This window comes from Streptomyces olivaceus (assembly GCF_000721235.1).
Classification (GTDB): Bacteria; Actinomycetota; Actinomycetes; order Streptomycetales; family Streptomycetaceae; genus Streptomyces; species Streptomyces olivaceus.
Genome location: NZ_JOFH01000025.1, coordinates 64,451 through 80,013, shown reverse-complemented (window position 1 = coordinate 80,013; position 15,563 = coordinate 64,451). Strand labels below are relative to the sequence as shown.

At 69.6% G+C, this 15,563-nt stretch carries 11 protein-coding genes; 8 read left to right on the top strand and 3 right to left on the bottom strand.

Annotation, left to right across the window (positions count from 1 at the left end):
• Positions 1–17: 17 nt before the first annotated feature.
• The 8 genes from IG94_RS0126105 (at position 18) to era (ending at position 6,596) form a co-directional block, all read left to right on the top strand.
• The gene (locus IG94_RS0126105; RefSeq protein ID WP_031041990.1) at positions 18–284 is read left to right on the top strand and encodes a protealysin inhibitor emfourin; all 267 of its coding nucleotides are present in this window, start codon (positions 18–20) and stop codon (positions 282–284) included.
• A 115-nt stretch (positions 285–399) separates the two neighbouring features.
• Positions 400–1,713 carry a GH1 family beta-glucosidase gene (locus IG94_RS0126100; protein WP_031041986.1) on the top strand — a complete coding sequence of 438 codons (1,314 nt, stop codon included), beginning with the start codon at positions 400–402 and terminating at the stop codon, positions 1,711–1,713.
• A 223-nt stretch (positions 1,714–1,936) separates the two neighbouring features.
• Positions 1,937–3,016, top strand: a complete 1,080-nt coding sequence (locus IG94_RS0126095; RefSeq protein ID WP_078535861.1) for a PhoH family protein — start codon at positions 1,937–1,939, stop codon at positions 3,014–3,016.
• 12 nt (positions 3,017–3,028) lie between these two features.
• Positions 3,029–3,526, top strand: a complete 498-nt coding sequence (gene ybeY, locus IG94_RS0126090) for an rRNA maturation RNase YbeY (RefSeq protein WP_031041980.1) — start codon at positions 3,029–3,031, stop codon at positions 3,524–3,526.
• Entirely contained in the window at positions 3,523–4,830 is a 1,308-nt protein-coding gene (locus IG94_RS0126085) for a hemolysin family protein (protein WP_031041975.1), read from the top strand. The genes ybeY and IG94_RS0126085 overlap by 4 nt, the downstream gene beginning before the upstream one ends.
• On the top strand, positions 4,827–5,186 hold the full coding sequence (locus IG94_RS0126080; protein WP_031041972.1) for an MmcQ/YjbR family DNA-binding protein: 360 nt from the start codon (positions 4,827–4,829) through the stop codon (positions 5,184–5,186). Before IG94_RS0126085 ends, IG94_RS0126080 begins: the two co-directional genes overlap by 4 nt.
• A 37-nt stretch (positions 5,187–5,223) precedes the next feature.
• Positions 5,224–5,577: a cytidine/deoxycytidylate deaminase family protein gene (locus IG94_RS0126075; RefSeq protein ID WP_031041969.1), complete on the top strand. Its 354-nt coding sequence runs from the start codon at positions 5,224–5,226 to the stop codon at positions 5,575–5,577.
• 65 nt (positions 5,578–5,642) lie between these two features.
• Complete coding sequence (era, locus tag IG94_RS0126070; protein ID WP_031041967.1) at positions 5,643–6,596, top strand: GTPase Era; 954 nt, start codon at positions 5,643–5,645, stop codon at positions 6,594–6,596.
• Between the two features lie 145 nt (positions 6,597–6,741).
• On the opposite strand, the gene IG94_RS0126065 is transcribed toward era, so the two are convergent.
• The 3 genes from IG94_RS0126065 to IG94_RS38845 form a co-directional block, all read right to left on the bottom strand.
• Positions 6,742–7,299, bottom strand: a complete 558-nt coding sequence (locus IG94_RS0126065) for an Imm21 family immunity protein (RefSeq protein WP_346009425.1) — start codon at positions 7,297–7,299, stop codon at positions 6,742–6,744.
• A 644-nt stretch (positions 7,300–7,943) separates the two neighbouring features.
• Positions 7,944–8,408, bottom strand: a complete 465-nt coding sequence (locus IG94_RS0126060; protein ID WP_224326184.1) for an Imm10 family immunity protein — start codon at positions 8,406–8,408, stop codon at positions 7,944–7,946.
• Positions 8,381–15,496, bottom strand: a complete 7,116-nt coding sequence (locus IG94_RS38845) for an RHS repeat-associated core domain-containing protein (protein ID WP_157852307.1) — start codon at positions 15,494–15,496, stop codon at positions 8,381–8,383. Before IG94_RS38845 ends, IG94_RS0126060 begins: the two co-directional genes overlap by 28 nt.
• Between the last annotated feature and the right edge of the window lie 67 nt (positions 15,497–15,563).

The window sequence follows — 15,563 nt, the reverse complement described above, 5'->3', positions numbered from 1 at the left end:
GTACTAGACACGGGTCCATGCGAATTCAGGTGAGGCGCACAGGAGGCTTCGCGGGCATCGAACGCCACGCGGAGGTCGACACCTCGGGACGCCCGGACGCGGCCGAGTGGCTCGCGCTGGCCGAGCGGGCGGTCGCCGACGGCCGGACCACGCCGCCGGTCGGGGTGCCGGACGGGTTCAGCTACCAGATCACGGTGGACGGGAGGACGGTGTACGCCGCCGACCCCCGGCTGACGGACGAGCAGCGCGCGCTGATCTCCCGGGTACTGAAGGAGGGGGCGTAACGGGGAGGGTGTGAGAGAGGGAGGGCGTGAGAGGGAGAGGCAGCTCGGAGAGGAGCAACGCCGGTCGAGTGCACGGGCGTTGACTTCCTTCACCGGGGGTGCGGATGATCCGCGCATGGCGACTGACGCGATGCCGCGGTTCCCGGACGGCTTCCTGTGGGGCGTGTCGACCTCGGCGCACCAGATCGAGGGCGCGGCCGGGCTGCGGGCCCCGTCCGTGTGGGACGTCTTCACCGCCGAGCCCGGGCGGGTGAGGGACGGCTCGACGGCCGCGGTGGCCTGCGACCACTACCACCGCTACCGCGAGGACGTGGCGCTGCTCGCCGGCCTCGGCGTGGACGCGTACCGCTTCTCGGTCTCCTGGCCCCGGGTGGACTCCCCCGGCGGCCTCGACTTCTACGACCGCCTGGTGGACGAGGTGTGCGCGGCGGGCGTGCGGCCCGTGCCGACGCTCTTCCACTGGGACCTGCCGGTTGGCCTGGACTGGCTGGAGCGGGACACGGCGGCCCGGTTCGCCGAGTACGTGTCGGTGGTCGCGGAGCGGCTCGGCGACCGGGTCGGCAAGTGGATCACGTTGAACGAACCCGCCGAGCACACCCTGCTGGGCCACGCCCTGGGCACCCACGCGCCCGGCCGCACGCTGCTGTTCGACGCCCTGCCGGCCGCCCACCACCAGTTGCTCGCGCACGGTCTGGCGGTACGGGCGCTGCGCGCGGCGGGCGCGACGGACGTCGGCATCGCCAACTCCCACGGTCCGACCTGGCCCGCCTCTGACGCACCGGCCGACCGGGAGGCGGCGGACTTCTACGACCTCCTGCTGAACCGCTTGTTCGCCGACCCGGTCCTGACCGGGCGGTATCCGGAGGGTCTCGGTGAGCTGATGCCGGGCTCCGCCGGAGGGGTCGAGGCCGACCTGGAGATCATCTCCGAGCCGCTGGACTGGTACGGAATGAACTACTACGCGCCGGCGCGGGTGGGTGCCCCGCAGGGCGCGGAGATCGAGTTCGGCGGCGTGACGCTCCCGGCCGAACTGCCCTTCTCGGTGCGCGCGATCGAGGGCAGGCCGCTGACGGACTTCGGCTGGCCGGTGGTCCCGGAGGGGCTGACGGAGTTGCTCACCGGCTTCCGCGACCGCTACGGGGACCGGCTCCCGCCGGTCGTCGTCACGGAGAACGGCTGCGCGTACGAGGGCCTCGACGACCGGGACCGCATCGCCTACCACGACGGTCACGTGCGTGCCCTGCACCGGGCGGTCGAGGCGGGCGTGGACGTGCGCGGCTACTTCGTGTGGTCGCTCCTGGACAACTTCGAGTGGGCCGAGGGGTACGGCCGGCGCTTCGGGCTGGTCCACGTGGACTTCACGACGCTGGAGCGCACGCCGAAGGCGTCGTACGGCTGGTTCCGGGACCTGGTCGCCGGCCAGCGGTGAGCGACGGGCGGCGCACGGCGGGTGACCGGGGTGGCTGCACGGGCGCGGGACGGCGCGGGGTGACCACCGGTGAGGGACCGTGGGCGCCAGTGAGGGACCGCGGGCGCCGGTCGGATAAAACCCTCGGTGCTGTCGGCGGGGAGTCGTACGCTGGAGGCAGCAGACACATCCGTCACGCGGCGCACGCCGCAGAGGAGGACGAGCAGGCCTAGAGCGCCGGCCCATGACTCAGACACCCTCAGGCCACGCCCCCGCGCAGGGGCAGGCGAGAGCACAGATCAGCGTCCCCGCCCAGCACCCCATGGTGACCGTACTGGGCTCCGGAGACTCCCTCCTGCGCGTGATCGAGAAGGCCTTCCCGGCGGCCGACATCCACGTCCGGGGCAATGAGATCAGCGCCGTCGGCGACACGCACGAGGTCGCCCTCATTCAGCGCGTTTTCGACGAGATGATGCTGGTGCTCCGCACGGGGCAGCCGATGACGGAGGACGCAGTGGAACGCTCGATCGCCATGCTCAAGGCGAGCGAGAACGGGGAGAGCGACGGCCAGGAGACCCCGGCCGAGGTGCTCACGCAGAACATCCTGTCCTCGCGCGGCCGCACGATCCGCCCCAAGACGCTGAACCAGAAGCGGTACGTCGACGCGATCGACAAGCACACCATCGTCTTCGGCATCGGCCCCGCGGGCACCGGCAAGACCTACCTGGCGATGGCCAAGGCGGTGCAGGCCCTGCAGTCCAAGCAGGTCAACCGCATCATCCTGACCCGCCCGGCGGTCGAGGCCGGCGAGCGGCTCGGCTTCCTGCCGGGCACGCTGTACGAGAAGATCGACCCGTATCTGCGCCCGCTGTACGACGCGCTGCACGACATGCTCGACCCCGACTCGATCCCGCGCCTGATGGCGGCCGGGACGATCGAGGTCGCGCCGCTGGCGTACATGCGCGGCCGCACGCTGAACGACGCGTTCATCATCCTGGACGAGGCCCAGAACACCAGCCCCGAGCAGATGAAGATGTTCCTGACCCGCCTCGGCTTCGAGTCGAAGATCGTCATCACGGGTGACGTGACGCAGGTCGACCTGCCCGGCGGCACCAAGTCGGGGCTGCGGCAGGTGCAGGAGATCCTGGACGGCGTCGAGGACGTGCACTTCTCCCGGCTCACGTCCCAGGACGTCGTCCGGCACAAGCTGGTGGGCCGTATCGTCGACGCCTACGAGCAGTACGACAGCAGGAACGGCACCGAGAACGGCGGCCACAACGGCGGCCGGACACCGAGACACGGTGCCAAGACCAAGGGGAAGTAGACCAGCACGACCATGTCGATCGACGTCAACAACGAGTCCGGAACCGAGGTCGACGAGCAGGCGATCCTCGACATCGCCCGCTACGCGCTCGCGCGGATGCGCATCCACCCGCTCTCCGAACTGTCGGTGATCGTCGTGGACGCCGGCGCCATGGAGCAGCTGCACATCCAGTGGATGGACCTGCCGGGGCCCACCGACGTGATGTCCTTCCCGATGGACGAGCTGCGCCCGCCCGCCAAGGAGGAGGACGAGGCCCCGCAGGGGCTGCTCGGCGACATCGTGCTCTGCCCGGAGGTCGCCGTGAAGCAGGGTGCCGAGGCGCCGACGGAGCACTCCATGGACGAGGAGCTGCAGCTCCTGACCGTCCACGGGGTGCTGCACCTGCTCGGGTACGACCACGAGGAGCCGGACGAGAAGGCCGAGATGTTCGGTCTGCAGGCGGCGATCGTGGACGGCTGGCGTGCGGAGCGCGGCCTGACCGGTCCGTCCCCGGCCCCGACGGTCTCATGAGCCTCCCGCTGATCGCCGGCGCCGTCGCCCTGGTGGTGGTCGCCTGGCTGGCGGCCTGCGCGGAGGCGGGGCTCGCCCGGGTCTCCAGCTTCCGCGCCGAGGAGGCCGTGCGCTCCGGGCGGCGCGGCGCCGAACGGCTCGCCAAGGTCGCCGCCGACCCGACGCGCTATCTGAACGTGGCGCTGCTGGTCCGCGTGGCCTGCGAGATGGCCGCCGCCGCGCTGGTCACGTACGCCTGCCTGCGGCAGTTCGACGGCACCGGCGAGGCGCTGGTGATCGCCATCGCGGTGATGGTGCTGCTGTCCTACGTCGCCGTCGGGGTGTCGCCGCGCACCATCGGGCGCCAGCATCCACTGAACACGGCGACCGTCGCGGCGTACGTGCTGGTGCCGCTGGCCCGGGTGATGGGGCCGATCCCGTCCCTGCTCATCCTCATCGGCAACGCGCTCACTCCCGGCAAGGGCTTCCGCCGCGGCCCCTTCGCCTCCGAGGCGGAGCTGCGGGCGCTGGTGGACTACGCCGAGAAGGAGTCGCTCATCGAGGCCGAGGAGCGCCGCATGGTGCACTCGGTGTTCGAGCTGGGCGACACGCTGGTGCGCGAGGTCATGGTGCCGCGCACCGACCTCGTCGTCATCGAGCGCTACAAGACCATCCGCCAGGCCCTCACCCTCGCCCTGCGCTCCGGTTTCTCGCGGATACCGGTGACCGGTGACAGCGAGGACGACGTGGTCGGCATCGTGTACCTGAAGGACCTGGTCCGCCGGACGCACATCAGCCGGGACGCGGAGAGCGAACTGGTCTCCACCGCGATGCGGCCGGCGTCCTTCGTGCCGGACACCAAGAACGCGGGCGACCTGCTGCGTGAGATGCAGAAGGAACGCAACCACGTCGCCGTCGTCATCGACGAATACGGCGGCACGGCCGGCATCGTCACCATCGAGGACATCCTGGAGGAGATCGTCGGCGAGATCACCGACGAGTACGACCGGGAGCTGCCGCCGGTGCAGGAGCTGGGCGGGGACCGCTTCCGGGTCACCGCGCGCCTGGACATCGGCGACCTGGGCGAGCTGTACGGCCTGGAGGAGTTCGACGACGAGGACGTGGAGACGGTGGGCGGCCTGCTGGCGAAGGCCCTGGGCCGCGTCCCGATCGCCGGGGCGTCCTCGTCGGTCGAGCTGCCGGACGGCCGTGAGCTGCGGCTGACGGCGGAGGCCGCGGCCGGCCGCCGGAACAAGATCGTGACGGTGCTGGCCGAGCCGGTGGGCGACGCGGCCGAGCCGGCCGAGAAGGCCGTGGCGGAATGACCCCGGCCGAGTTGCGCGCCTTCTGCCTGTCCTTCAACGCGGCGGCGGAGGACTTCCCCTTCAACCCGGAGACCTCGGTCTTCAAGGTGCTGGGCAAGGTCTTCGCGCTGACCCGCCTGGACGGGGACCCGCTCACGGTCAGCCTCAAGTGCGACCCGGACGACGCCGTCCGCCTGCGCGCCGACCACCCGGGCGTGGTCGTCCCCGGCTGGCACCTGAACAAGCGGCACTGGAACACGGTGACGGTGGGAGGCGCACTCCCCGACCGCACCGTGCGGGAACTGGTGGAGGACTCCTACGACCTGGTGGTGGCGGGCCTGCCGCGCGCGGAGCGGCTCCGCCTGGACCGCCCCTGAGACCGGTCGGCCGGGCGGCGCTCCGTATGCTCGCCCCATGACCGAGACTCCCGACCTCGACCCCGAGGACCGCAAGATCGTCACCCTGGCCCGCTCGGCCCGTGCTCGCAACGGCGTCCCCGAGGGCGCAGCCGTCCGCGACGAGACCGGCCGCACGTACGTCGCCGGCACGGTCGCCCTGGACTCCCTGCACCTCAGCGCCCTGCGCACGGCGGTGGCGATGGCGGTGGCGTCCGGCGCGAAGTCGCTGGAGGCGGCGGCCGTGGTGACGGAGGCGGAGTCCGCGCCGGCGGAGGACCTGGCGGCGGTCCGCGACCTGGGCGGCCCCGGAACGCCGGTCCTGGTCGCCTCCCCCGACGGCACGGTCCGCGCCTCGGTGAGCGCGGGCTGACCCCCGTCGGCCCGGCGGGCGACCGTGGTACGGCGGGGGTTCGGGGATCAGGGACAATGGGCGCCATGAGCGTTCGCACCCAGTCATCCGAAGAACCGGCCGAGACTGTTCACCGGGCCGGCTTCGCCTGCTTCGTGGGCCGCCCCAACGCGGGCAAGTCCACCCTCACGAACGCTCTGGTCGGGCAGAAGGTGGCGATCACCTCCAACCGTCCGCAGACCACCCGGCACACCGTGCGGGGCATCGTGCACCGCGAGGACGCCCAGCTGATCCTGGTGGACACCCCGGGGCTGCACAAGCCGCGCACGCTGCTGGGCGAGCGGCTGAACGACGTGGTGCGCACGACGTGGGCCGAGGTGGACGTCATCGGCTTCTGCCTGCCGGCCAACGAGAAGCTGGGCCCCGGCGACCGCTTCATCGCCAAGGAGCTGGCGGGGATCCGGAAGACCCCGAAGGTCGCGATCGTCACCAAGACCGACCTGGTGGACGGCAAGACCCTGGCCGAGCAGCTGATCGCGATCGACCGGCTCGGCGAGGAGCTGGGCATCACCTGGGCGGAGATCGTGCCGGTGTCGGCCACGGCGAACCAGCAGGTGGACCTGCTCGCCGACCTCATCGCCCCCCTGCTGCCCGAGGGCCCCGCGCTCTACCCCGAGGGCGACCTGACCGACGAGCCCGAGCAGGTCATGGTCGCCGAGCTGATCCGGGAGGCCGCGCTGGAGGGCGTACGCGACGAGCTGCCGCACTCCATCGCGGTGGTCGTCGAGGAGATGCTCCCGCGCGAGGACCGCCCCGCGGACAAGCCCCTCCTGGACATCCACGCCAACGTGTTCATCGAGCGCCCCAGCCAGAAGGGCATCATCATCGGCCCCAAGGGCAAACGCCTGAAGGACGTCGGCATCAAGTCCCGCAAACAGATCGAGGCGCTGCTCGGCACGCCGGTCTTCCTGGACCTGCACGTGAAGGTCGCCAAGGACTGGCAGCGCGACCCGAAGCAGCTGCGGCGACTGGGCTTCTGACCCGAGCCATCCGACCTGTCGGCTGAGCACGGCGTGCACGGCGGCCGTCCACCGGCTGCACGCCCCGCAGGCCCACAAGCCGATGAGCTGACGGTCACACCCGCAAACCTCGACAACACCCGATTCTCGAATCTCAAGCAGCTGATCAATCCAGGGGCTCGCTACTCTCGCTGTCCGTTCGTGATTCGGCGGGCAGGAGCTGGACCAGGCCAATCCAGATCCCCTCGTCGACCTTGGACTGCATGGCGCGGACCCTCCAGCGGCCAGCGGGCAGTGGTACCGATGCCTCGGCGGGCATCCCGCCGTCGGGGTACTCAATTCCCAGGTCAGAGCCCGCTTCGGCGGAGTCCATGAGCACCGCCGGGCCGTCCGAGACCCAGACGCCGTACTCCTCCCACGCCGTGGCCGGGTCTGTCAGGACAGCGTCTGCCGCGGCCCTCAGTTCGGCCTCGGTGTCGGCGGTGCGCCACCGCAGGAACGCCCGATGCTGGGGCAGATAGCAGCTGCTCGCTGGCTCGTCCGCCAGCACGAGTGCCTGCGTACCGTTCTCGTCGATGGGGATCACACCGGCCAGATCGTCCACCGCGCAGGCCCGATCGTAGTCATCCGGAATGGTGGCGTCCCCCGCCATGAGACCAGTCTCCGTGCACCCGCCCCAGGAGGCCAGGGCGGAGACCGGGACGACGATGAGAGGGCCACCCATCGACTGCACCCAGACAGGCGTGGGACCGGAGGCATTGTCTGCGGTGGTTGAAGGGGTCATCACGCAAGTCAGTCTGTCCCCGCCCACTGACAACGCCCCCACGCTCAAGGACACCCGGCACGAGCAAGACGCACCGCCGCAAGCAGCAATAACAACTACGGGGTAACCGTTCCGCTGGTGTCCAGCGTTAGGCGGGGAGAATCAGTGGGTGTTGCCGTCGCTACTGCCGCCAGGGGCCGCGGAACGCACGGTGTCGCTGCCGCTGGCGGGGTGTCGGCGCCGAGGGACCTTGCTGCCACGCTCCGAGCCCGGTGCGGAGTATGGCTCGGACGGCCTGCTCGTAGTGAACTCCTCGGCCACGCCCACATCGGCGTAGCCGCCACCGTCTACACCCACGTCAGACTCCGCCTCCAGCGCGACGCCATCGACACCCTCAGCACTGCTCTTGACGGTCCTGCCAGCGCCGAGTCGACCCGCGACGACAGCGAAGACCCGCCGCTGTGCGGAGCCACCATCCGCTGACGTTGCCGTCAAACGACCCGAGGGGCCCTCCGCGCAGAAGCACGGAGGGCCCCTCATGTGCGTAGTGGCTACCGAACTCTCCATGAGGAATGACGTAATGGAGAGCCTTCAGCAAGCGCAGCCTACGCACCAGCGGGAGGATCCGGAACGTCCATCCCAATCAAATCTGGCCGTTTCTCTAGAGAGCCCCAGTCCAGGATCTCACGAAGCTTCCGAGACAACTCCCCTTCATCTACCTGAGCTTCACGCAGGCCCACTTCAACGGACGTCGAGATTCCAAGAATCTCTGCATCCTCGGCGGTGAATTCCAGCGCGAGAACCATATCGGAGAATCGCACGCTCCGTAGGCAGCCGTACACGGTGAAGCCTCGCTCGGTGGAGACGTTGTAGGAATCCATACCAGACTGGATTTCCTGCTCATCCGGTTCGTACGTGGATCGCTGAATTGAGAACGATCTCGGGATGCCGGACTCATCCACCCCGGCAACGCCCACCTCAAGGGCCTCTTCGTCCTCGTAATCCTCGAAGAACCCAACCTTCGTGGCGGACAATCTCATTGTTAGCGCCTCCTCCTTCCAGCTGTCCACGACCCGGCACCCTTGGCGCCGGACCATTCATACGTGACCGACACTCCCAGCTCGTTGACCATACGGTTCATCGCACCCTTGCACCGCGAGCAAGGGGGGAGCTGACCTTGCATCCTAACCGCATCACCGGCATTCAACGGGGACGTGCCGGCGAATGGGTCATTCGGGAGTGAAACCTTCGGCCCTGTGGAAGCACCCGACATACGCGAGAATCGATGCTCTGTATGCGTGAAAGCCGAGTTATTCGGATATCCAAGCGCAGCCTCTTCCGGCGTCATATCGCCGCTCTCCAGTGCAGTATTACTCGTGCTTCCGTCTGATGACGTCACAGAGATATCGCACATGTGCCCATTGCCGCCGGTGTTATGAACCAGGACCGGCGCATCCCCCGCCAGCACATAGTACGTATGGACGCCCTCGACCGTCAGGTCGTGTGTGCGCTGGAGCTTGGTGTACTGGTGGGTGGCGGTGATCGTGACGCGGTCGCCGGTCGAGGTGGGCAGGGTCATGCCCGGGCGGAGGTCGCCCGCGTCGATCCAGCGGTCGGCGGACTCCACCCAGAAGGGGTGAGTGGTGGTCGCCACGAGAGAGGCCGGAGGGGCGGGGCTGCCGGGCTTCTCCATGCCGGCGGCGGATGCCGTGGTGACCGTCAGGTCGACGAATTCCTTGTCGTCCTTGGTCAGGATCGTGCCGACGACCTCGCGGGTCGTGGTCTCGCCGGTCTCGGGATCGGTGGCCTTGATCTTGTCGCCGAGGGCGACTTCCTCGATGGGTTTGGTGGTGCCGTTGCTCAGCAGGACCTTGGTGCCGGGCAGGAAGCTGTGACAGGACTCTTTCTTGGAGAGGCTCTTGGCCTTGGCGACGGCAGCCTTGGTCTTCTCGCGGGCGACCTTCAAGGCGTCCTTGGCCTTGTCAAGGTTCTTGGAGGCCCGGCCGATCTCCCTGACGCCGTCGATCAGGTCCTCGACCAGCCCCGTCACCCGTTTGGCGAGTTTGTAGCCCTCCTTCCACTTCCACGGGGCGCCGTACTTTCTGAGGATCTTGCCGGCGATGCCGCCGGCGAAGCTGCCCGCGACGTTGAGCAGGGTCTCGCCGCAGGCACCGATGTCACCGCTGGAGAAGCAGTCCAGGGCCGCGTCGACGCCGACGAGGTCCTTGACGATCTTGATGATCACCGTGGCCGTGTGCTTGACGGACTGGCGGGCCTGGGAACTGCGATGCTCGGCGGCGGCCACGTGGCTCGCGGCCTGCCGCTGCGTGTCCTGTGCCTGCTCCGCCTTGTCGGTGGTCGGTCTGCCGCCATGGCAGGTCATCAGCCCGAGGCCGCACTCGGCGATGATCTCGCCGCTGGGGTCGGCGAAGGTGACCGGTGAGTTGTGCGCGTACGAGTACGCGTTCATCTGCTCGGGCGAGGTGTAGTCGATCAGCGGGTCCGGGGAGATGAACTTGCCGCTGTCGGCGTCGTATTCGCGTGCCCCGAGGTGGGTCAGGCCGGCCTGCTCGTCCTGGGTACCGCCGACGAAGCCCTTCTCCCCCGGCCACGTCCCCGTGGGGGTGCCACGGTCGGCGCCGTACGGGTCGAACCGGCGCTGGGAGACCGCGCCGGTGGCGGACTTGATGGCGAGGCCGCTGGTGCCCTGGTGGTCCGAGGTCAGGAAGGACAGGTCGCCGTTGTCCTGGCGTACGGCGACAGTCTGGCCGGAGAAGGAGTAGTAGCGGGTGGCCTCGACCTCGGTGCCGCCCTTGGGAAGGCGAAGCTCCATGCCGGGGAGGTAGACCGTGGTGGCCGTCGCGTCGCGGCGTACGACCCGGTCGCCGTCGGCGTTGTAGAGGTAGGTGGTCTGTTCTCCGTCGGCCTGGGTGGCTCTCGCCAGCTTGCCTTCGGCGTTCCAGTCGAGGGTCTGAGTGTCACCGCCGAGCGTGCGCGCGGTGGTGTTTCCGGTGGCGTCGTAGTCGTACGTCGACTGCCGGTCGCCGGTGGGCGTGGACTCGGTGACCTTGGTCAGGGCGTGCGGGCCGGCGTCGCCCTCGCCGTAGGCGTAGGCGCGGGTGACGTCGCCGGCCGGGTCGAGGGCGGTGTCGTGGCGGACCTCCTCGGTGCGGTTGCCGATCGCGTCGACCGTGTACGAGGTCCAGTACGGGGCCGGGCCGCCGAGCGCCTGCTCGCCGGGGGCCGCCGCGCACGCGCCGGGCGCGGTGCCGTTCTGGCCGCCGTGCACGGTGCCGTATCCGGTGGCCTGCGCGACGGTGGCCGCCGGGGTCCATGCCTCGGAGAGGCGCTTGCCACTGTCGTAGGCGAAGCACTGCACGTCCGGGGAGGCACCCGCGGTGTCCGAGACGGAGAGGATGTCGCCGGACTGGTCGTAGCTGTACTGGCTGCTCTTGACGGTGCCGGTCTGGCCCGCCTCGCCCTCCACGTCGACCGTGGACCGGGTCAGCCGGGTGGTGCCCTTCTCGTAGGAGAAGGTCTCCCACGCCTTCTTGCCGGCGCCGGTGGACAGTTCGAGCTGCTTGACCTCACTGGTCGGCGAGTACACCGTGTCGGCGACGTAGGACGTCTTGCCCGTCATCGAGGTGGGGCGCTGCAAGTCGTCGTAGTCGAAGGCGATGGCCTCCGAGGACAGGTTGCCGGCCGCCGGCATGCCCGTCCCGCGGACGGTGCCGTCGCGGTTGTAGGTGGTGGTGAAGGTGTAGACGCCGCTGAGGGCGCCCTCGGACTTCGGGATCGAGTAGGCGGTCTTGAGCGGGCGGTAGAGCGTGTCCATCGACTGCACGACGGAGGCGATGTAGTCGCCGCCACCGGTGAAGCGCAGTGAGGCGTACGCCTCGCCGAGCCAGCCCGCCTTGTCGTAGCGGGTCTCGGTCAGCTTGGTGCCGGTGTCCGGGTCGCCCTCCCAGGTGGACTCGGCGCGGCCCAGCTTGTCGTAGACCGTGGAGATCTTCTTGCCGCGGGCGTCCGTCGTGGAGACGGGACGGTCCAGGCCGTCGTAGGCGGTAGTCGTGGTGCCGGTGTCCGGGTCGACCTGCTCGGTCTTGCGGCCCAACTGGTCGTAGCCGAAGCGCCAGGAGTTCCCCTCGGCGTCGGTGACCGTCTTGAGCCGCCCCGCCGTGTCGTAGGTGTAGTGGGTGGCGCGGTAGCCGGCCGACGGGCCCTGCTCGGTGAGCACCGCGCCCTCGTGGTGGCGGAGTTCGGTCGTCCTGCCGTCGGCGTCGGTGATCGTCGTCGTCGGGACGCCGCCCTCGGGCGGCGTGACGTACGTGCGCTCGCCGTCGTACACGTTCGTGGTGCGCCATTGTTCGACGCCCGCCACCTGGAACACGTCGGCCGTGACGCGGCCCAGGCCGTCGCGCTGGTAGACGTGCTGCGCGCCCACCTCGCCGTTGGCGACCAGCAGAAGTGCGTCGGAGGGGGCACCCGCCGCGTTGTAGGTGGTGTTGGTCTTCTTCGGTTCGCCGGTGCCGTCGTAGAAGACGTCGCCGACCATACGGGTGCCGTCCGGGCCTTCGGTCTGCTTCTGCCGGGGGCGCAGCAGCGAATCGTAGAGCTGGTACTCGACGCCGTAGGTGCCGTCCTTCTCGATCTTCTCCGTCTTGATCGCGACGGGCTCGTCACGGCGTACGTCGTAGCTGTACTTGATGCTGGGCGACTGGGACTTGGCCCGGTCGGGCAGCCAGACCGAGGTGAGACGCCCGAGGGCGTCGTGGGCGAGGTCGGTGCGCTTGCCGTTGGGGTCGGTCTGGCCAGCCGACTGGCCCCAGGCGGGGGCGTAGTCGGTGGTCGTGGCGTGGCCGAGGGGGTTGGTCTGTGTGGTCCGGGAAATCAGTCCGTTGACGTCGGTGTAGGCGGTGGTGGTCTTCGCGCCGCCCGCGTCGGTCTGGGAAGTGGGGCGACCAAAAGGGTCGTAGGTGGTGACGCCGGTGACCTGGTAGGTGGCGGTGGTGCCGTCGTGCTTGGTCAGGCGTTCGGTGCGGGTGGCGTCGCCCCGGGTGGGGGCGGCGCCGAAGGCACCGTTGTCGTAGGAGGTGCGCTCGTCGGTGAGGACCTGGGTGCGCCGGTCGGGGGTGGTGGCGCAGTCGACGGTGACGGCCTCGCTGTGTGAGGGCAGGTCGTAGATGTTCTTCGCCGGGTTGTCCGCGTACCACAGGCGCGTACAGGTGTCGTCGGCGTCGGTGGAGACGTCACCGGAGTCCTCGGTCCGCTCGAGTCGGACGTTCGGCACGCCGGTGTCGTAGCTGGAGGCGGACCTGGTCTCGCGCCAACTGCCGTCGGACAGCAGGGTGTATCCGCGCGAGACGCCGGGCTTGACGACGGTGGCCTTCTGGGTGCCCCAGGAACGGGTCTGGGTCGCCGTGTCGTGTTTCCAGGGTTCGGTGATCGTCTTGGCGGTCACCTTGCCGTCGGACGGGGTGGCGTAGGTCCGGGTCTCGATCTCGAACCCGGTGTACTCCTTGTGGCCCGTGTACGTCTTGCCGGTGGAGTCGGTGGCGGTCTCGGTGCGCGTGCCGCCGCCGGGCTTCTTGTCGCCGTTCAGGCCGCGGAGGTAGGTGTGGTCGACGCGGGTCGCGGTGGACTGGCCGTCGCCGCTGGTCACGGTGGTCTCGCCGTAACCCTGCCACTGGCTCCAGGTCAGGTACTCGTCCTTGGTGATGCCGTCGGGTTCCGCGTACCGCCAGCCCGCGTCACCGTGATAGGCGTAGTCGGTGACCAGGTCGTCCCCGCCGCCGGTGCGGTCGGTCTGGATGATCTCCTGGACGACGTACTTGTGGAACCAGTCCGTCGTCGGGTCGATACTGCCCGGCGGGGACCAGACCACGGGATAGCAGCGCTTCGTCGACTCGCCCGGCTTCGGCAGGGCTCCGGCGGTGCACTGGGTGGGTGCGTAGGTGACGTCGAGCTGGGCACCGGTCTCGCTCAGCACGGTGGCCAGTCGGTAACGGTGGAATCCGTCGATGTTGTCGTCGTCGCTGTCGACCCGGTTGACCAGGGCGAGGCCCATCAGCTGCAGGGAGGGCAGCTTCTCGGTGCCGCCGACCCGGCCCTCGTGGGCGATCCCCGACAGCCACAGGGTGTGTGTGTCGTCGCCGTTGTCGAGGAACCGGTGGGTGAACGTCCTGGCGTCGACGTCCTGGTAGGTGCTCGCGCCCGTGCGCATCTGGGTCGTGATGCCGGTCAGCCGCTTGCGGGTGAAGAAGGTCTGCGAGGACTGGCCGGCGTCGCACTTGGTATCGGCCTTGCAGTACCGGTCGACGGGGGTGTCGGGCCAGTGGGCCGCGTTGGCCTCGGTGAACTTCGCGGGGGTGCAGTCGAAGTCCGTGGTGGGCAGGCAGCGTTCGGCGGTGTGGAAGACGATCCTGGCCGGGGCCTTGGTGTCGTAGACGGCGCCGTCCCGTTGCCCGTAGTCGACGCGCTCGAGATAGCCGCCCCGGTCGTAGGCGGTGCCGTTGACGTCGGTCTTGCCGTTCAGGGCGTAGTGGTTGGTCTCTGCCTTGTAGAAGTACGACAGGACGTTTCCGTGGCTGTCCTTGACGTAGTCGAGGTTCCACCGCCACGCCTGCGCGCAGTGCGCACTGGTGAACGTGGAGTTGTAGCAGGGTTCGCCGGAGTCGTCGCCGAAGACGGGCGCGGTCCAGGCCGAGTCGGTCTCCTCGTCGCCCGAACCCCAGCCGGGCAGCCGGTTCAGGCCGAACTGGTACTCGGTGCCGTCGGTGGTCGTGATCTTCCAGTACTCACCGTCGTTGTCACCATTGTGGGTGCCGGTGAGGTGTTCGACCTTGGCGCCGTCGTCCGAGGAGAGGTGCCATTCACCGGTCTCGTCGTCCTTGAGCAGTTGTCCGGCCGAACCGTTCAGCATGACGGTGGCGTTGTCGAACGCCCAGCACTGCTCGCCCGACGTCTTGTGACCGTCGTCCGAGCACGGCTTGTAGGAACGCTCCACGTACCCCGGCTCGTAGGAGAAGCCGTCGCCGATCCAGGAGCCCTGGTTGTTGGTGGCCGAGGTCCTCCCGTCGATCGCCTGCGAGGAGTAGCCGAGCCCGACCGTGGGGGTCAGGCCGCCGGGGGTGGGTACGGCGCGGACGGGATAGTTCCAGGAGAAGCCGCCGGAGGAGGGCGACACGTTCCAGCTCGCGGAGGGCGACAGCGAAGTGGCCTCGTACGTCCCCTTGTCGGACGAGGCACCGGGCTGCAGCGCCAGCACCGTGGCGTCGGCGCTGTCGGCCGTCGGGGTCGTGGCCGCGGCGGACGTGGTGGTCGGGCGGCCGGTGTAGAGGCCGGCGTCCGTGTGCGCCGTACCGCCGGTCCAGGACGTGGTGCCGGCGTGCTTCGTCGTTGCGCCGCCTGGCGTGCCGGGGAGCGTGACCTGCGCGCTCACCGTGTGGTGTGCCGTGTCGTTGGCCGAGCGCAGCGCCTTGGGGCGGCCGGGGCAGGCTTCACTTCCGAGCCGGGCGGTCAGGGCGCAGGCGGGCAGCTCGACCAGGCGCAGCCGAGCCCCGTATCCACCGCCGTACGCCTGGTCGAAGTCTGAGTAGTCGACACTCAGGCGCACCGTGTCGCCGCCCGTGCCGTCCGTGGGCCGCACCCGCAGCACTGCCGCGGTCCCGGTGCCGGCCCGCCGGGTCTGTTCTCGGCCCAGGACCTCGATGGCGACCTTCGGCACCGCGTCGGGGCGTGCTACCGGTCCGGTGTGCAGGGCCACCGGGTCGACATCGGCATCGCCCGCTGCGGAGGTGTCCTTCCCCGCCTTGACCCGGGTCACGGTGAGGGGGAGACCGCCGACGCCCACCGGCTCCCCGCCCTCGCGTCCTGGATCGACCTCCACGGTGGCGGTGCCACCCTGGGGCAGCACCGCCTTGCCGAGTGTCTTGACCGCAGCCTTCGCCGTCGGGTCCGACGGGAGGGGTCGCGCACGGGCGTCATGCCCGTTCGCGGGTGCGGCGCTGTCCTGGACGCCGGGACGGTGGGGGCCGTCGGGACGTGCGGGCAGCGCCTGGACGGTGGTCGCTGTCAGCGAGAGCAGGATGCCCAGCACCGTGGCGCCCAGCGCCCGGCGGGGTATGCGAAGTGCGAGCGAACGGCCTCTTTGAGGCATCGGAGAACTCCCGAAGGGTGTCGGGCTGACTGGCGGGTGTCGGGGAGCCTCTGCGGGGCCGGGGCTC